General features: G+C 63.3%; 18 protein-coding genes. 10 read left to right on the top strand and 8 right to left on the bottom strand.

Features of this window, described 5'->3' with window-relative positions:
• Positions 1–92: 92 nt before the first annotated feature.
• The 4 genes from EJ066_RS25225 to EJ066_RS25210 are packed head-to-tail and all read right to left on the bottom strand — an operon-like array spanning position 93 to position 4,173.
• The gene (locus tag EJ066_RS25225; protein ID WP_126042667.1) at positions 93–407 is read right to left on the bottom strand and encodes an antibiotic biosynthesis monooxygenase; all 315 of its coding nucleotides are present in this window, start codon (positions 405–407) and stop codon (positions 93–95) included.
• Positions 408–453: 46 nt separating this feature from the next.
• Positions 454–1,515 carry a TonB family protein gene (locus EJ066_RS25220; protein WP_348629264.1) on the bottom strand — a complete coding sequence of 354 codons (1,062 nt, stop codon included), beginning with the start codon at positions 1,513–1,515 and terminating at the stop codon, positions 454–456.
• A gap of 52 nt (positions 1,516–1,567) precedes the next feature.
• Positions 1,568–2,011 (bottom strand): hypothetical protein, encoded by a 444-nt coding sequence (locus EJ066_RS25215; protein WP_126042666.1) that lies wholly within the window; start codon positions 2,009–2,011, stop codon positions 1,568–1,570.
• A gap of 5 nt (positions 2,012–2,016) precedes the next feature.
• Positions 2,017–4,173 (bottom strand): TonB-dependent hemoglobin/transferrin/lactoferrin family receptor, encoded by a 2,157-nt coding sequence (locus EJ066_RS25210; RefSeq protein WP_245454975.1) that lies wholly within the window; start codon positions 4,171–4,173, stop codon positions 2,017–2,019.
• A gap of 287 nt (positions 4,174–4,460) precedes the next feature.
• On the opposite strand from EJ066_RS25210, the gene hemP reads away from it, so the two are divergent.
• Genes hemP through EJ066_RS25185 form a run of 5 tightly spaced genes read left to right on the top strand, consistent with a single transcriptional unit; the run spans position 4,461 to position 8,625 of the window.
• Positions 4,461–4,667 carry a hemin uptake protein HemP gene (hemP, locus tag EJ066_RS25205; protein ID WP_095486642.1) on the top strand — a complete coding sequence of 69 codons (207 nt, stop codon included), beginning with the start codon at positions 4,461–4,463 and terminating at the stop codon, positions 4,665–4,667.
• A gap of 11 nt (positions 4,668–4,678) precedes the next feature.
• The gene (locus tag EJ066_RS25200; protein WP_126042664.1) at positions 4,679–5,746 is read left to right on the top strand and encodes a hemin-degrading factor; all 1,068 of its coding nucleotides are present in this window, start codon (positions 4,679–4,681) and stop codon (positions 5,744–5,746) included.
• Positions 5,747–5,757: 11 nt separating this feature from the next.
• Complete coding sequence (locus tag EJ066_RS25195; protein ID WP_126042663.1) at positions 5,758–6,666, top strand: hemin ABC transporter substrate-binding protein; 909 nt, start codon at positions 5,758–5,760, stop codon at positions 6,664–6,666.
• 10 nt (positions 6,667–6,676) lie between these two features.
• Positions 6,677–7,777, top strand: coding sequence for an iron ABC transporter permease (locus EJ066_RS25190; RefSeq protein WP_126042662.1), 1,101 nt, complete (start codon positions 6,677–6,679; stop codon positions 7,775–7,777).
• A 59-nt stretch (positions 7,778–7,836) separates the two neighbouring features.
• Positions 7,837–8,625 (top strand): heme ABC transporter ATP-binding protein, encoded by a 789-nt coding sequence (locus EJ066_RS25185; protein WP_126042661.1) that lies wholly within the window; start codon positions 7,837–7,839, stop codon positions 8,623–8,625.
• A 276-nt stretch (positions 8,626–8,901) separates the two neighbouring features.
• Here EJ066_RS25185 and rirA read toward each other — a convergent pair whose 3' ends face one another.
• A complete protein-coding gene (gene rirA, locus EJ066_RS25180) occupies positions 8,902–9,363 on the bottom strand; it encodes an iron-responsive transcriptional regulator RirA (protein WP_126042660.1) in 462 nt (153 codons plus the stop codon).
• Between the two features lie 214 nt (positions 9,364–9,577).
• Here rirA and EJ066_RS25175 point away from each other — a divergent pair, with 214 nt between their 5' ends.
• From EJ066_RS25175 to EJ066_RS25165, 3 genes are all read left to right on the top strand, one after another.
• A complete protein-coding gene (locus EJ066_RS25175; protein WP_126042659.1) occupies positions 9,578–10,873 on the top strand; it encodes a DUF445 domain-containing protein in 1,296 nt (431 codons plus the stop codon).
• 97 nt (positions 10,874–10,970) lie between these two features.
• Positions 10,971–11,399, top strand: a complete 429-nt coding sequence (locus EJ066_RS25170; RefSeq protein ID WP_126042658.1) for a phasin family protein — start codon at positions 10,971–10,973, stop codon at positions 11,397–11,399.
• A gap of 241 nt (positions 11,400–11,640) precedes the next feature.
• Positions 11,641–12,138: a MaoC family dehydratase gene (locus EJ066_RS25165; RefSeq protein ID WP_126042657.1), complete on the top strand. Its 498-nt coding sequence runs from the start codon at positions 11,641–11,643 to the stop codon at positions 12,136–12,138.
• Positions 12,139–12,165: 27 nt separating this feature from the next.
• Here EJ066_RS25165 and EJ066_RS25160 read toward each other — a convergent pair whose 3' ends face one another.
• Positions 12,166–13,569: a PLP-dependent aminotransferase family protein gene (locus EJ066_RS25160; protein ID WP_126042656.1), complete on the bottom strand. Its 1,404-nt coding sequence runs from the start codon at positions 13,567–13,569 to the stop codon at positions 12,166–12,168.
• A 106-nt stretch (positions 13,570–13,675) separates the two neighbouring features.
• Here EJ066_RS25160 and EJ066_RS25155 point away from each other — a divergent pair, with 106 nt between their 5' ends.
• Positions 13,676–14,539, top strand: coding sequence for a DMT family transporter (locus tag EJ066_RS25155; RefSeq protein WP_126042655.1), 864 nt, complete (start codon positions 13,676–13,678; stop codon positions 14,537–14,539).
• A gap of 32 nt (positions 14,540–14,571) precedes the next feature.
• On the opposite strand, the gene EJ066_RS25150 is transcribed toward EJ066_RS25155, so the two are convergent.
• Both EJ066_RS25150 and maiA read right to left on the bottom strand, forming a co-directional pair.
• Positions 14,572–15,612, bottom strand: coding sequence for a zinc-dependent alcohol dehydrogenase family protein (locus EJ066_RS25150; RefSeq protein ID WP_126042654.1), 1,041 nt, complete (start codon positions 15,610–15,612; stop codon positions 14,572–14,574).
• A 31-nt stretch (positions 15,613–15,643) separates the two neighbouring features.
• Positions 15,644–16,294, bottom strand: coding sequence for a maleylacetoacetate isomerase (maiA, locus tag EJ066_RS25145; RefSeq protein ID WP_126042653.1), 651 nt, complete (start codon positions 16,292–16,294; stop codon positions 15,644–15,646).
• Positions 16,295–16,437: 143 nt separating this feature from the next.
• Here maiA and EJ066_RS25140 point away from each other — a divergent pair, with 143 nt between their 5' ends.
• A complete protein-coding gene (locus EJ066_RS25140; RefSeq protein ID WP_126042652.1) occupies positions 16,438–17,121 on the top strand; it encodes a response regulator transcription factor in 684 nt (227 codons plus the stop codon).
• Positions 17,122–17,143 lie beyond the last annotated feature (22 nt).

Below are 17,143 nucleotides of genomic sequence, written 5' to 3'. Positions count from 1 at the left end.
GGACATTTCCCCCGCAAGGGGGAGATCGGCAGCTTCGGCCTTCGCCAACCGTTCGGCAAAGACCCGAGGAACCATGGGTCGCCTGAGACTGCTTACGCGCCCTCGACGACTGAAAAACCCTCGAACTGCGGATGGCCGAGATAGTGCACCTTGCTGGTGCCGGCGTTGCGGTGCGCGGCGCGAAAATTCTCGGATTTGGTCCAGGCGACAAAATCCTCGTGGCTCGCCCACACCGTGTGCGAGGCGAACAGCGTGTAGCCTTCGGCTTCGTTGACCGGACCGCGCAGCAGATGAAACTCCTTGAAACCTCTCATCTCCGAAAGGCTTGAATCACGGCCCTTCCAGACGTCCTCGAAGGCGTCCTCAGAGCCGGTCTGGACCTTGAAGCGGTTCATGGCGATGTACATGGTGATCCTTTCACGTGAGCTATGATGATTGTGGGTGCTTTGAGGTTCAGAACGGGCCGATGGCGCCCTCGAACAGCATGCTCTTGCTTGCAGCCTGCGGTGGAATCGGAGGGAACGGAGCTGCCTTGCGTACGAAACCAAGAACGGCTTGATCGAAAGCTGCGGATCCCGAGCTCTCCAGGATGCGCAATTCATCGATATTGCCCTTGCTGCCGATGACGAGCGTGACCACCGTATTCTTGCGAGCTGTCCCTTGCACCGACGGTGGAACAGCGCGATTGACGCGGCTGAGCTTTCTTAGGACATCGCCGCGATAGCTGGCTTCCGCAGCGATGCCTGCCTCGTTCTGTTTTTTGCCTTTGCTGGCCGCCTGCGCAAACTGCTCCTGGCCATCTGCCGTGCCGCGCTTTTCGTTCGTTTCACTTGCGGGCGCGGCTGCAGGACTTGGTCTGGGGCTGGGGATGGGCGGCTGCCCGGTAAACACCGCAGTCGTTTCGGTGCTTTCGGGCGGAACGACCGGCTGTGCCGGTATTTCGGTCTTGCGATTCACGCTCCGATCATCTGGGCGTGGCGCGTCGGCCACCAATATGTCCGGTGTGACCGTTGGCTGTTTGACAGCTTCCGGCGAAGGCTTGGGGGCCTGCGCCGTCGCTTGCGTGGCGGGCTGAGGAGGCTCGACTGGCGGCACAGGCTTTGCCGCCTCAGTCCTTGCCGCTTGCGGTTTGGCCGGCGGCGGGCTGGGCACCAAGGCAACCTTCACCGCCGGCGTCTTGTGATCGAGCGCGCTGCCAGTCACGTCGGCGCCGGATCGATCGCTGCCTTCCGCCTGCGCCCCATCCTCGAAATCGAATGTCCCTGAAGGCGAGATCAGAAAAACAGCCGCCACCGCGGCATGGAGCAGGCAGGAGATGACGATCGCCGCCGTCCATTTGCGGTTCTGGGCCGATGGCCGCGCGGGAGTAAGCGGCTCGGTTGGCGTTATCGCCAGCTCGCCGCCGGCGTCGGGGAGGGGACCGATTTCCTGCATGTCTCGGGACGAGACCTGCAGTGACAAGCGCGAAATTGTCAAATCAAGATCATTTGCCCACGGCGGCAAGACGCCGGCCAACGGCCATGCCACGATGTTCCGTCCGAGTGCGGGCTCCAGTCCCACTGTCTTCTCAGACCCCGAACGCGATGCCGGTCTTGGTCTCGGTCTTCAGCCCGCGTATGCAGGCGTCCGGCTCGATGCCGGTGCCCGCGCATTCCGTCGCGCTGTTGATCAGCACGCGGCTGACCTTGGCGCAGTCGGCGCCGGCAAGATCGAAACGCGTCACCTTGGTCTTGCCCGCCGGCAGGTCCTTGAAGTCGAGCACGCTCAGCCGGTCGACGACGCCGGCCTCGTTGAACAGCGCGATCTCGAACGCCGCCTTCGAGAGGTCGGCGCCGAGAGCGTTGTTGACCACGAATGTCAGGCGGCAGCCCTTTTCGGAGGCTTGTGCGCCGTTGAGCTCAAGTGTGAGAGCAGGGACCGGCGTGGACTCCTGCGCCCACGCCGGACCCACTACAAGCGGCATTGCCAGCACCGAGGTCAGCAGGCGAAGCGATGCCGTCAAGCTTGCCATTGTCGTCAGCCTCCAAACCGCATTGTCGCCGCCAGCTTCAATGTGATGCCTGGCTCGTAAACTACACTCGTGGCCGATGCATTCAACGGATTGGTGTATTTCACGTCGAACAGATTGTCGGCGCGAAAATCGACCTTGAAATTGTCGGTCGCCTGGTAGCTGGCGAAGGCATTGACCAGCGTGTAGTCCTTGGCCACTGCGTTGCCCTTCGGCTTGCCATTGTACTGCACCTCGCCGCCGACGGTCAGCCTGTCCTCCAGGAAGCGGAAGCCGAGTTGCGCGGTGACCTGGGAGGAGGGAACGGTAACGAGGTCTGCCCGCTCGCCGTCATAAGAGATGGTGTGGCCATCGATGATCGAGGCCGAAAGCCCGGCGAAACCCCAGGCGGCGTCATAGACGCCTTCCATTTCAAAACCGCGGATCTTGGCTTTTGCGAAGTTCTGATACTGGAAGCAGATCGGGATGCCGGGGCCGAACGGACAGCCGCTGGTCGGGTCGAAGGCCGACAAGGTGACGCCATCGATGTAGTCGTCGACATCGTTGTTGAAGTAGGCGGCCTTGAAACGAAACGCGTCGCCGGCTTCGAGGATGTCGTCCTGCTTGTAGTTGACGCCGAATTCGACCGTCTTGCCGGTTTCGGGCTTCAGATCGGGATTGGGGAGAAACGGAAAGCTGACGCCTGCCGGATGGTTGCCGCTGATGAGGGTTTCCGACAGCGACGGGGAGCGATAGCCCTCCGCATAGGTGCCGTAGAATTGCAGTCCCGAAAGGCTGGCGGTTTCGAATGGCGAGACGCCGACGGTGATGCGCGGCGACAGCCGGTCGCCGGAGGTTTCGCCGACATCGCTGTCGAGCTTGTAACTGTCGTAGCGCAGGCCGGCGATGACCTCGAGCCAGTCCCAGGTAAGCTTGTCCTGGATGTAGGCGCCGGAAACGTTCCGCTTGCCCGAAGGGGTATAGAAACTGTCGCCGCCCGCGGCGCCGCCCGTATCGACGTCGTCGCCAACCCAGTCGCCACCATAGGTCAGTTCGTGCGCAATGCCGGCCGTCTCGAACCGCGAGGTGTTCCAGATGTCGATGCCCGAAGTGCCGATATCGAAGGTCGACAGCGAACCCGCCGGCAGGACGACGGGAAGACCGGTGACCGGATCGAACCGGTTTTGAGGGACAAGGGTCGTCAGATCGAGATTGGTCTTGTTGTAGGAGGCGTTGATGTGCAGATCGAGCCAGCTCTTGTCTTCGTCGGTGATGTTGTAGCGGGCGGTGAAGGTGTTCGACTTCAGGTCGGCGTCGTTCACCGGGACGCCACCGCTGGTCTCGTTCCATCCGTCGCTCGTGCCATTCCAGCCGAGCTTCAATTCGCTGTTTTCGCTGGGGCGGATGGTCGTCTTGAGCAGGCCGCTCAACACGTCGAAACCGGTTCCGTTGACCGTATCGCCGTCGCCATCCTTGTAGTCGTCATAGTCGCGGTAGACGATGTTGCCCAGCACATCCCAGTTCTCGTTGAAACGGTAGGCACCAGCGGCGCTGGTGGTCCAGCCCTCGCCGTTGCTCTCGTAGCGTCCGGTCGCGGAAGCCGCCCATGTCTCGCCGTCGCGAAGATAGTCGTCCGCGTCCTTGGTCTCGAACAAGACGACGCCGCCGATGGCGCCTGAACCATAGGTGTTGGCGACCGGGCCGCGGGTCACGTCGACGGATTTGATGAGCTCGGGATCGATATAGAAGGTGGACTGCGTGCCATGGTCGGAGCGCTGGAAATTCTGTCGCGCACCGTCGACGATCACGGCGACGCGGCCGAAATCCTGCAGGCCACGGATGTTGATCGAGGAACTGACGCGCCTTGCGTCGGCCTGGACCGCTACTCCAGGCACACCCAGCAGCATCTCGTTCGGCGTCGTCGCCATGCGGCGTTCCAACTGCTCCTGGTCGACATGGCTGGTCGAAGACAGGGATTCGATCGCCGTCTCGCCGGTGCGGCTGATGACCAGGATCTGGTCGAGCAGCGTTGCGCCTGCCCGGGCCGGCCCGGCCGCTTCAGGCGCCTGCGCCTGTTCGGCCTGCTGGTCTGTTGCCGGTTGAACGGCCTGTTGAGCGTTGGCCGGCGGCGTAAGCAGTGCGATCGCCGCAGCACCCGCCAGCAATGCGGCCATTCCCTTTGCCATAGACCGGTCCTTTGCCATAGACCGGTGTGCCTGGCCCGCGTTGCTGTCCGCCAGCCGTCCCCAATTCGCCAACCCCATGCCCCAACTCCAAAAATCCAGGTTCGATGCTGGCTGGCTTGAGGCTTGCTGGCATTTTTGATCGTGTCCGGCGTCTTAAATGTTGACTCACTTAGTCCGGTATTGCACTGACTAGTAAACATGATTATTCAAGTCAAGAAATGAATCGGCATTTCACGCAAGCGTCGAGCCAGCTGACCAAGCCCCGGCCCAGGAAAGGGATCGAACAGATGAACACGCACAATCCCAGTGACTTTCGCTATCGCGTCCGCCGTTCAGACGACAATTCGGCTCGTTTCGATCGGGTTCCGTTGACCGTGAGGACCCTGTCCAGCAACACGCTGTTCCAGGGCGAGCACGAGATCGGCATCGAGCATCACGGAGCGCTCTACCGGCTGAAGATTACCCGCCAGGGCAAGCTCATCCTCAACAAGTAGGTATCAAGACTATGGACCAGCGCGTAAAACCCGCTCCGCACGAGATCCGGCGGGCGCGGGCAGACAATCCGAAGGCGCGCGAGCGCGATCTCGCCGCCCAGCTTGGCATTTCGGAGGCCGAGCTGGTCGCCGCGCATTGCGGCGACGGCGTCGTCCGCGTCGAGCCGCGCGTCAACGATCTTTTGACCGGCCTCGAGGCGGTCGGCGAGGTCATGGCGCTGACCCGCAACGAAAGCGCCGTGCACGAGAAGATCGGCGTCTACGACAAGGTCGTCACCGGCAAGCACAATGCCATGGTGCTTGGCGAGAACATCGACCTGCGCATCTTCCCGAAAGTCTGGGCGCACGGCTTTGCCGTCGAAAAGCGCGACGGCGGCGATATCAGGCGCAGCCTGCAGTTCTTCGATGCGGCAGGCGAGGCGGTGCACAAGGTGCATCTGCGGCCCGCGTCCAACCTCTATGCCTATCAGAAGCTGGTGGCCGAGGTCGAATCGCCGAACCAGGAGCCAACGGTCGCGATTGCAGAAGCGGAGCGCGGGTTTGACTACAAGGCCGAGGCTTCCGACGCTTCCGCTGATGTCGACGATCTGCGCGACCGCTGGAGCCGGCTGACCGACGTGCATCAGTTCTTCGGCATGCTGAAAACGCTGAAGCTCGACCGCCGCCAGGCGATGCGCATGGTCGGCCAGGATTACGCCTGGCTGCTCGACAACGACGCCGTCGGCGCCATGTTCCATCATGCCGCCGAGGGCGAGATGCCGATCATGTGCTTTGTCGGCAATCGCGGCTGCATCCAGATCCATTCCGGCCCGATCAAGTCGATCAAGCCGATGGGGCCATGGATCAACGTGCTGGATGAAACCTTCCACCTGCATTTGCGAACCGACCATATCCATGAAGTCTGGGCCGTGCGCAAACCGACCAAGGACGGCCATGTCACGTCGCTCGAGGCCTATGGCGCCGACGGCAAGATGTTCATCCAGTTCTTCGGCAAGCGCCATGAAGGTGAAAGCGAGCGCGAGGATTGGCGGTTCCTGGCAGAGAACCTGCCGCGCATTCCAAGCCCGACCGCGGCCTGAGGACGACGACAATGGCTGCTTTGCGTAAACGGGCGCGTGTTTTCACAATGGCGCTTGGGCCGGCGATCGGCCTTTCCCTGGCTTTTGCCGCATTGCTGCCGGCCCGTGCCGCCGAGGGCACGCAGGTTTTTGCGGACCCGTCGAAGATCGCGGCCATCGGCGGTTCGATCACCGAGATCGTTTTCGCCCTCGGCGAGCAGGATCGGCTGGTCGCCCGCGATTCGACCAGCCGATATCCCGAGGCGGCGCTCAAGCTGCCTGATGTCGGCTACATGCGCCAACTGTCGCCGGAAGGCGTCCTGTCGGTCAATCCCTCGGGCATCCTGGCACTGCACGGCAGCGGGCCGAAGGAAGCCGTCGACGTGCTGAAGAAGACCAGCATCCCGTTCATCGAGGTGCCCGAGCGCTACGATCATGAAGGCATCCTCGAAAAGATCCACATCGTCGGCAAGGCGCTTGGCGCGGACGCCAAGGCCGATGCGCTGGCAGCCGAGATCGACGCCAAGCTGAAGGCCGCCGAAGAACAGACCGCTTCGATCGAGGACCGCAAGCGCGTCCTGTTCGTGCTGTCGATGCAGGGCGGCAAGATCCTCGCTTCCGGCAGCGATACCGCCGCCGACGGCATCATCAAGCTCTCGGGCGGCGTCAACGCGATCGATGGCTTCTCCGGCTACAAGCAATTGTCCGACGAGGCTGTCATCACCGCCAGGCCTGACGTGATCCTGATGATGAACAATGCCGGTCCCGCCGCATCGGATGACGAATTGTTCGCGAACCCGTCCATCCTGTCGACACCGGCGGGTGCCGCGCGCAAGGTCGTCCGCATGGATGGCGGCTATCTGCTCGGCTTCGGGCCGCGCACCGCCGACGTCATCCACGATCTTGCCGCCTCGCTTTATGGCGGGCAGGCCGCGGACTGAGCAGGACATCATGGCCGATCAATCGATCGCTGGTGCGGGCATCATGGCGACAGCATCCGACGGCGACCGTTCGGCGCGGGCGCGCGTCGTCATCCTGCTTTTGTGCCTGGGGCTTGCCGTTGCCGTCCTGTTGTCGCTGACATCAGGCGCATCCGATGCCTCGGCCATCAGGGTCGTTGGCGACTGGCTGTTGGGCGCAGCACCCGGCGATGAGGCGCTGAGCGCGCGCGACCGCCTGATCGTCTACGACATCCGCCTGCCGCGCGTCATCCTCGGCGTGCTGATCGGTGCTGCACTTGCCGTCTCCGGCGCGGTCATGCAAGGGCTGTTCCGCAACCCGTTGGCGGACCCCGGCCTCATCGGCGTTTCGGCCGGATCGAGCCTCGGCGCGGTGGCCGTCATCGTGCTTGGCGCCACGGTGCTGGCGCCGTTCACCGCGGCGCTGGGCACGCTGGCCTTGCCGCTGGCCGCGTTCTGCGGCGGGTTGGCCACGACATTGGTGCTCTACCAGGTCGCCACCAGGCAAGGCCGAACCTCAGTCGCCACCATGCTGCTTGCCGGCATCGCGCTGGCGGCCTTGGCAATAGCGCTGACCGGTATCCTGATCTTCATGGCTGATGACCGTCAGTTGCGCGACCTGACTTTCTGGCAGCTCGGCTCTCTTGCCGGCGCGACCTGGCAGAAGATCGGTTCCGTCGGGCCGATCATCGTGCTGGCGCTGGCGGCGATGCCGTTCCTGGCGCGCTGCCTCAACGCGCTGGCGCTGGGCGAAGCCACCGCCGGCCATCTCGGCATCCCGGTGCAGCGGCTGAAATATACGGCGATCGTCGGCGTTTCGGCGGCGGTCGGGGCGTCCGTCGCCGTCAGCGGCGGCATCGGCTTTGTCGGCATCGTCGTGCCGCACCTACTACGCCTGGCTATCGGCCCGGACAACCGTTATTTGCTGCCGGCCTCGGCCCTGCTTGGCGCTTGCCTGCTGCTTCTGGCCGATGCCGTCGCCCGCACCATCGTGGCGCCGGCCGAGCTGCCGATCGGCATCGTCACCGCGATCGCCGGCGCTCCGTTCTTCCTCTGGATCCTGCTGCGCAAGCGTGGGGTCATTGACCTGTGAGAGGGAGGGGACCTGTGAGAGGGGACCTGTGAGAGGTTTTTCATGATCGAGGCGCGGGCATGATCGAAGCGCGGGATGTGTCGGTGGCGATCGGCGGCAAGCGTATCGTCGCCAATGTCGATTTCGACGTGCGGCCCGGCGAAATCGCAGCCATCGTCGGCCCCAACGGTTCGGGCAAGACGACTTTCTTGAGGGCGCTGTCCGGCGACCTTGCCTATTCGGGAGAGGTCACCATCAACGGCCGCGACCTGTCGGCGATGAAGCCGGTCGAGGCCGCCACGATGCGCGCCGTACTGCCGCAGGCGACGACACTGTCCTTTCCCTTCACGGTGCGCGAGATTGTCAGGCTCGGCCTGCTCGGCGGGCGCTCGGGCGCGCTGCCCGGCGAGGACGAGCGCCTGCCCGAACGGGCGCTGGCGCGGGTCGATCTCGACGGCTTTGCCGGCCGTTTCTACCAGGAGCTTTCGGGCGGCGAGCAGCAGCGCGTGCAGTTGGCCCGCGTGCTCTGCCAGGTCTGGGCGCCGGTTCTCGACGGCAAACCGCGCTATCTGTTTCTCGACGAGCCGGTTTCCAGCCTCGACATCAAGCACCAATTGATCATCATGACCATCGCCCGCGATTTCGCCAGACGGGGCGGCGGCGTGGTCGCCATCCTGCACGACCTCAATCTGACGGCCATGTATGCCGACCGGATTTTCGTCATGCATCGCGGCCGGCTTGCCGCCACCGGCTCACCGCAGGACGTGCTGAGCGACGATCTGATCGAAAAGGTGTTCGATTGCCGGCTGAGGGTCGGCGTGCTGCCGGCCGGAGACATGCCGTTCGTCCTGCCGCAGTCCGCGGCGTAAGCCGGCCTAGCTGCTCCTCGACGCAGACGTTTGATGGGTGTGCTTGCCTTGGCGATTAGCGCAGACGCCCATCGCTTCGTCATCCTGGGGCGAAGCAAGGAGCGAAGCGACGCGGCGTAGACCCCTGGATCCATGCCGCGACTTCAGAGCGCGGCTGCGGTGCAGAATTCTGTTCCGCTGCACTCTTCGGCTAAGGTTACGGCATGGATCCCAGGGTCTGCGCGACGGAGCTTCGCTCCTGCTCCGCCCTGGGATGACGAAGGGCGGTTATGCCACTCAGGCGGCCGGCGCCCGGCGTTCGAGCATGTCGATGCCGAGAAGGTTGCGCACATTCGGGCGTGCCGCCACCATGTCGGCGATCGTATAGCGCGCAAGCACGGCGAAGAAGGCGTTGAGTGCCTCGCGCAGCGACGAATTCAGTGCGCAACTGTCGACCAGCGGACATTCGGCGGCGTCGTTCTCGAAGCATTCGGCCATGGCGAAGCTCTCTTCGGTCACGCGCACGACGTCGAACAGGCTGATGGATTCGGCCGGGCGGCCGAGCCTGACGCCGCCGTTCCTGCCGCGCACCGTCTCGACCAGACCATGCTCGACCAAAGGCTGCAGGATCTTGAAGAGAAAAAGTTCGGACACCGAGTAGGCGGCAGCGATCTCTGGGATGCGGCTCAGCCGATCGTTATTGGCGGCGCAATACATCAGGATGCGCATGGCGTAGTTGGTCTGGCGTGTCAGCCGCATTTTGTCCTCACGAAGCAGTAGCTCAGGCCTAATATGGCCTATACCTTGGAATAATTCCAGACAAGCATCGCATAATAGATGAATATTTTTGTCAAGTTTGTGTGCGGGGTCGTGCAAAACATCATCCTGGTTCGGCGCGCATTGGGGTGGGCGGAGCACTAGATTAAATCCGCGAGATCGACCAGGAGCAGTTCACCCCAGGAGCAATTCATCCATGTCACTATCAGCACCGACTTCGGCATCCGCCCGGTTCGATGCCGACGCGGACGCCAAGCTTTCGGCGCTTCGGCGCACCAAGTTCGTCGCCACCGCGGCGCTGGGGCTCTGCGTCCTCATCTTTGCCGTGGCCAAGTCGTTCGAGGGCAGCCATGCGTGGCTGGGTTTCGTCGCCGCCTTCGCCGAGGCGGCGACGATCGGCGGGCTGGCCGACTGGTATGCGGTGGTGGCGCTGTTCAGACGGCCACTCGGTCTGCCGATCCCGCACACCGCCATCATCCCGGAGAACCAGAACCGCATCGCCGACAATCTCGGCCGCTTCATCGAGGTCAATTTCCTGGCGCCCGAGCCGGTGCGCGAAAAGCTCGCCGAGGTCGATTTTTCCGCGCTCGTCGCGGACTGGCTGGCCGACCCCAACCGCGCCGCCGACCTGTCGCATTTCGTCGGCCGGCTGGTGCCGCAGACGCTGGCGGCCGTCGAGCAATCCGGCCTGCGCGGCTTCGTCACCAGCCGCATGCTGGAGCAGGTCGAAAAGGTGCCGCTGGCGCCGCTCGCCGCCGAGTTGCTGTCAGCCTTGACCGACGATCGCCGCCACCAAAGACTGTTCGACGAATTCACCAAGGTCGTCGGCCGCTTTCTGAGCGACGAGCAGGCGCTGGCGACGATGCGCGAGAAGATCCGCGAGGAGCTGCCGTCGCTGTTCAACCTGTTCCGCGCCGACGCCTATCTCTTGAAGAAGATCGTCGCCTCCGCCGGTTCGCTGCTCGACGAGGTCAGGGCCGATCCCGATCACCCGATGCGCGCCGAGTTCGACCGTTTTGTCCAGACCTTCGTCGAGCGGCTGAGGACGTCCAAGCAATACGCCAGGCGCGCCGAGAAGCTGAAGCGCGATTTCCTCGCCCGGCCGGAGCTGAAGGCGCTGGCCGGCGACATGTGGGAAAGTATGCGCCTGTTCATCGAGCAGGACGCCAAGGCACCGAATTCGATGATCCGCGCCCATCTCGCCAACATGTTCGTCGAGGTTGGCCGCCATCTTGCCAGCGACGCGCAGATCAGGGCCGACATGAACCAGGGTTTTGTCGTGGCGCTGTCTTCCTTCGTCGAAAGCCAGAAGAGCGGCGTGTCGAAATTCATCGCCGATCAGGTCAAGCGCTGGGACCTTGCCCAACTCACCAGGCTGATCGAGATGAACATCGGCAGGGACCTGCAATATATCCGCTTCAACGGCATGGTCATCGGCGGCCTTGCCGGCGTCGGGCTCCATATGGTGGAACGGCTGTTCCTGGTCAATTGAGCCACGATATGTTGCACCTGCGAATGGACCGTGAAGCTCGGGTGCCCTATTCTTCTCTTCAGGTGAGGCATTCGCAGCAACAGGAGAGAAAGCCACCATGGCAAAGCAACCGGATTCCGACTCCTTCTTGGACATGTTCGGCAGGTTCGGCCGCGACCTGAAGCTGCCGAAGGTCGATGTCGAGGCGATCCTCAGCCATCATCGCAAGAACCTCGAAGCACTGGAAAAATCAGCCAGGGCAAGTGCCGCCGGAGCGTCGTCGCTATTCTCCAGGCAACGCGAGATGCTGCAGGACACGCTGCACGAAATCGCCGACATGGCGCAGGGCTACAGGCCGTCGGGCGATCCTCGAGAGTTGATGGCCAAGCAGGCGGCGTTCGCCAGGAAATCCTTCGAGACCGCGCTTAAGAATGCCGGCGAGGTGGCCGAACTGACCAGGAAATCCGGCACCGAATCGGTCGAGATCCTGCGCGACCGGATCAAGGAGGCCATGGAGGAAATCCGTACCGGCTACGACAAGAAGTAGACCGTCCCCAAGCCACGGATTTTCTCCCGTCTTTCCGGCTTCTGAAAGCCCGCGCTGTCGATCCTCGGTCCTGGCGAGGCGCAACAAAATTTCTCTTGGCTTGGATAAAGCTGTTTCCAGTGCTGGGCACAGGTATTGATGCGATCCGGCCGAAGATGCGGGATCGGAATCGCGCATCGCGAATTGACAGGGGCGGCCGGTTCGTGGTCCGGAGGCGGGGCAAGCGATCGGGAAAGCAGGAATGACGCAAACACGGCTGAGGACGCCGCCGACCTACGAGCAGCTCAGGACAATGACGGGGCAGGAGCTTGGCGTGTCGGACTGGACGACGGTCGACCAGAGCCGCATCGACCAGTTTGCCGAATGCACGGGCGACCGCCAATGGATCCATGTCGACCCAGAGCGGGCGAAGCGGCAAAGCCCGTTCCGCACCACCATCGCACATGGCTATCTGACGCTGTCGATCATCGGCGCGCTGGCGCTCGACATGGGCATCGTGCCCGAAAACACGCAAGCCGTGTTCAACTATGGCTTCGACAAAGTGCGGTTTCTGGCGCCGGTCAGGGCCGGCGCACGCATCAGGCTGCGCATCACGCTTTTGTCGATGGAGGACAAAGGCCCCGGCCAGTATCTGATGAAGGCCGCCAACATCGTCGAGATCGAAGATGAGCGGAAGCCGGCGCTGACGGCCGAAACGCTCGTCATGCTTTACGAACGGCGCAAGCGGGCAGGGGCGTGAGGGGCGAAGCGCCAGGGCCTGCACTTTTCAACGCGACATCGCCTCTTCGAGCGTCCTGAAAATCCTATCGTCCGCCGATTGCGCGACGTTGAAGCGCAGGAAACGGTTGGCTGTTTGGGACAGGCTGAACGCATTGCCGGGTGCCAGCACGACATTGGCTGACAGGGCGCGGCGGGCCATATCCGCCGCATCCACGCCTTCCGGCAGGCTGCACCACAAGAACATGCCGGCCGGCTGGTCGATCCACGGCGAGATGCCGATCGCCTTCAGGCGTGTGCTTGTCTCAACCATGGCGCGTAAAAGCCGCGCGCGCAGCAAATCCATGTGCTTGCGATAGCTGCCGTCCTTCAGCAGCGTCAGCACCAGTTCGGAGGCAAGCCGCCCGCCGCCGAAGGATGTCGCGATCTTGAGGTCGGTCAATCCTTCCATCCAGTCGCGCGGCGCCGCGATGAAGCCGCAGCGCACCGACGCCGAAAGCGTCTTGGAGAAGCTGCCGATATGGACGACGCGGCCAAGGCCGTCGAACGCCGCCAGCCGGGGCGCGGGCGTGTGTTCGAAGTCGGCAAAGATATCGTCCTCGATGATCGTCAGATCGGAGCGATCGGCGAGCTTGAGCAATCGATGGGCAACGACCGGCGACAGAATTGCACCCGTTGGATTGTGAAGCGCGGAATTGGTGATGTAGAGGCGCGGCTGGTGCTCGGCCAACGCCTGCGCGAACAGCTCGATATCCGGCCCCGAGGGCGTATAGGGAACGCCGACCACCTTGGCCCGGTGGGCGCGCAACAGCGCATGGAAGTTGAAATAGCAGGGATCGTCCACCAGCACCGTGTCGCCTGGCTCGAGCAGGAACCGGCACAAAAGGTCGATGGCCTGGGTGCCCGATTCCGTCAGCATGATCTGGTCGGGAGATGCCTCGATGCCGTGCTTTGCCATGCGCCGTGCGAGCAGATGACGCAGCGGCGGCAGCCCGAGAGGAGTGCCGTAATCCGTCAGCGCGACGTCATCGCCGCGTGCCATTGTCCGCAGTGCCCTGCGCAATCCGGCCTCCGGCATCCACGAGGCAGGCAGCCAGCCGCAGCCGGGCTTGAGCACACTGTGGCCGGCTTCCAGCGACTGGCGCGAAACCCAGAGCGGATCGACCGCTCGATCGAGCCTGGGGCCGATCTCGGCCAGAGACAAGGGAGCCAGCGGCCCGGCCGCATAAAAACCCGAACCTGGACGCGAGCGGATGATGCCCTCCGCTGCAAGACGCTCATAGGCTTCGACCACGGTGGATTTGGAAACCCGCATGGTCTTGGCGAAGGCCCGGATCGAAGGCAATCGTGTTCCCGGTGTCAGGCTGCGCGCGGCGATCCTGTGCCTGATCGTCGCCATGACGCTTTCGACAAGCGTCCCGCTGCCCTCAGTTGCCATCGTCTGATCGTCCATCCGTACTGCTCAACTCACCATAACAGTTTTGTCAAATTGTACCTCATTGTCTCTGGTGGCGCCATACGTCCGGCCCGATAGAGGGCGAGAATATCAGGAGCGTGCGATGGACAAGACGGCGGGTGGCTGGATCAACGGATTCGTAGGCGTCCTGATTTTCAGCGGATCGCTTCCGGCAACGCGCGTGGCGGTGATGGATCTCGATCCGGCGTTCGTAACCGTCGCCCGTGCTGCCACGGCGGGCATACTCGGCCTGGCGCTCCTGCTTGTTTTTCGCCAGAAGCGCCCGGAGCGGCGGGATCTGTTGTCACTGGCCATCGTGGCGCTCGGCGTCGTGGTCGGCTTTCCGCTGCTGACGGCGCTGGCGCTCAAGCACATCACCTCGGCCCATTCCATCATCTTCATCGGCCTGTTGCCGTTGGCGACCGCGATCTTCGGGGTCATTCGCAGCGGCGATCGCCCCAAGCCGGCTTTCTGGCTATTTTCGTGCCTTGGCAGCGCTCTTGTCGCCGGTTTTGCGGCGACGCAAGGCATCTCGGTCGCGCCGCTTGGCGACATGCTGATGCTGGCCGCTATCATCGTGTGCGGACTGGGCTATGCGGAAGGCGCCAAACTGTCCCGCAAACTCGGCGGCTGGCAGGTGATCTCATGGGCGCTGGTGTTGTCGCTGCCGGTCATGCTGGCGCTGACGCTCGTCACCATGCCGAATTCGTTTGCGGGTGTCGGCGAGGCCGCCTGGATCGGCCTGGCCTATGTCTCGCTGTTCAGCATGCTGATCGGTTTTGTGTTCTGGTATCGCGGACTGGCGCAAGGCGGCATCGCCGCGGTCGGGCAGTTGCAGCTTCTCCAGCCTTTCTTCGGCCTTGGGCTGGCGGCAACGCTGCTGCATGAGCAGGTCAGTCCGGCCATGATCGCCGTCACCGCCGCCGTGGTGCTTTGCGTCGTCGGTGCGAAGAGATATGCGCGATAGGCGCCGGCCGGCAGGCAGGCCAAGACGCCAGTCTAGAATGTTGTCACCACTCCGATCCCGATACCTTCGAAGCCGCCCATCGCCATCAAGGCCGCGGGCGCTTCTTCGAGGCTGATCTTCTTGCCGACCAGCAGTTCGGGCTTCAGCTTGCCGGTGCGGATCATCTCCATCATCGCCTGGTAGCGGTACGCCTGCATGCCGTGGCTGCCGCGGATTTCGAGTTCGAAGGCGATCACCTTGTCCATCGGGATCTGCGGCCTGGACTGATCGCCAAGCATCAGGCCGACCTGCACATGGCGGCCGCGCCGGCGCAAATTGGCGATCGAGTTGAACGAGGTCGTGGGATGGCCGAGCGCGTCCATCGACATATGCGCGCCGCCATTGGTGATCTGCTTGACCGCCTTGACCACGTTCGGCGTCTTGGCGGCATTGATGGTCGCTACGGCGCCGATCTTGCTGGCGAAGTCCAGCTTCTCGTCGGTCAGGTCGATGGCAATCACATTGGCGCCCATGGCGCTGGCGATCATGATCGCCGACAGGCCGACGCCGCCGCAGCCATGCACGGCCACCCATTCGCCTGGTGTCACCCGGCCCTGGTCGACGATGGCGCGGAACGAGGTGACGAAGCGGCAGCCGAGGCTGGCGGCGGTGGCGAATTCCATCTCGTCGGGCAAGCGGACCAGGTTGGTGTCGGCATGGTCGATGGCGACATATTCGGCGAACGAGCCCCAGGCGGTGAAGCCGGGCTGGGTCTGGTGCTCGCAGACCTGGTGGTTGCCGGAGCTGCATTCGAAGCAGCGGCCGCAGCCGACCGCGAACGGCACGGTGACGCGCTCGCCGGCCTTCCAGCGGGTCACCTGGCTGCCGACGGCCACCACGACACCGGCAAGCTCGTGGCCCGGCACATGCGGCAGGCGGATGCCTTCATCGTGGCCCATCCAGCCATGCCAGTCGCTGCGGCAAAGACCGGTCGCCTCGACCTTGATGACGACGCTCTCCGGTGCCGCCTCCGGATCGGGAACGGTCTGGATCGTCGGCGTTTCACGGAATTTTTCGAAGACGACGGCTTTCATTGGCAATTCCTCATGCTTTTATTCAACTGCTCTATTCGGCATCGATCTGGTTCCCGGGTGCGGCCTTTTGGAAGACCGGCAGCGCCATGCAAGCGGCGTGGATGCGTGCGATCGTCGGGTAGGGCGTCATGTCGAGGCCGAAACGGGCATTGCTGGTGACCTGTGCAGCCAGGCAGATGTCGGCCAGCCCCGGCATATCGCCATGGCAGAATGTCCCGGTTTCGGACGACGAAGCCAAAATCTTTTCAAGCGGCTGGAAGCCTTCGTTCACCCAGTGCCGAAACCAGTTGGCGATGTCCTCGTCGCCGGCGCCGAACAAAGTGCGCAGCGAGGTCAGCACGCGCAGATTGTTCACCGGATGGATGTCGCAGGCGATCATCTGCGCCAGCATCCTGACGCGGGCCCGGCCAAGCGCGTCCTGCGGCAAAAGCGGCGGTTCAGGCCTGGTCTCGTCGAGAAATTCGATGATCGCCAGCGACTGCGTCAAAAGCGTGCCGTCGCCCAGGATCAGTGCCGGCACCAGTCCTTGCGGGTTGACCGCGAGATAGGCGGGCTCCAGATGCTCGCCATGGCGCAGATGATGCGGCACGTATTGGTAAGCCAGGCCTTTCATCTCCAGCGCGATTCGCACCCGGTAGGAGGTGGAGGAGCGGTAGTAGTTGTGGAGGACGATGTCGCTCATCGCGGCACATTCGGCCGATTTGAACGAGCGGGCAAGGCATGGTGGTCGGAATTCCTTCGGCCAGGGATGGCGATGTACTATTTGGCAATAATCTGGCCATGGTCGCTGGGCTATTCTATCCTGCCTGGAATGAAACGAACGCCATGACCGCAGTCAACGATAGCGCCCGGTTTCTGATCATCGACGATCACCCGCTGTTTCGCGAGGCGCTGCACAGCGCCGTGCAAATGGCCTATCCGGACGTCGACACCGTCGAGGCGCGTTCGATCACCGAGGCATTCGAGCTTCTGGCGGATGCGAAGCCGTTCGATCTCGCGCTGCTCGACCTCAGCATGCCTGATGTGCATGGCTTCGACGGGCTGCTGCAGCTTCGGACCCGCTACCCGCGCCTGCCGGTGGTCATCGTTTCGGGACATGAGGAGCCCAAGATCATTGCCGAGGCGCTATCCTATGGTGCTGCCGGTTTCATCCCGAAATCGGCGCGCAAGAGCGATCTGGCCGCCGCCATCCGCTCGGTGATGGAGGGTGCGATCTACGTGCCCGAAACCTATGAAGGCCAGCCGCCGGACGCCGAGAGCACCGACCGTGCCGAGATGGTGCAGCGCCTTGCCAAACTGACGCCGCAGCAATTGCGGGTGCTGCAGATGCTGCGCCAGGGGCTGCTCAACAAGCAGATCGCCTACGAACTGCAGGTCGGCGAAACCACTGTCAAGGCGCATGTCTCGGAGATACTGCGCAAGCTCAACGTCTACAGCCGCACGCAAGCCGTCATCGAGGTCTCGAAGCTCGACAGTGCCGAGCTGTTTCGGGGGCAGGCGGGGTTTTAGCGCCGGCCGCGGACAGGCGTTC

It is taken from the genome of Mesorhizobium sp. M9A.F.Ca.ET.002.03.1.2, assembly GCF_003952365.1.
In the GTDB taxonomy this organism is placed as follows: Bacteria; Pseudomonadota; Alphaproteobacteria; order Rhizobiales; family Rhizobiaceae; genus Mesorhizobium.
Note: the sequence above shows the minus strand (reverse complement) of the source record. Positions and strands in the feature narration are given on the sequence as shown.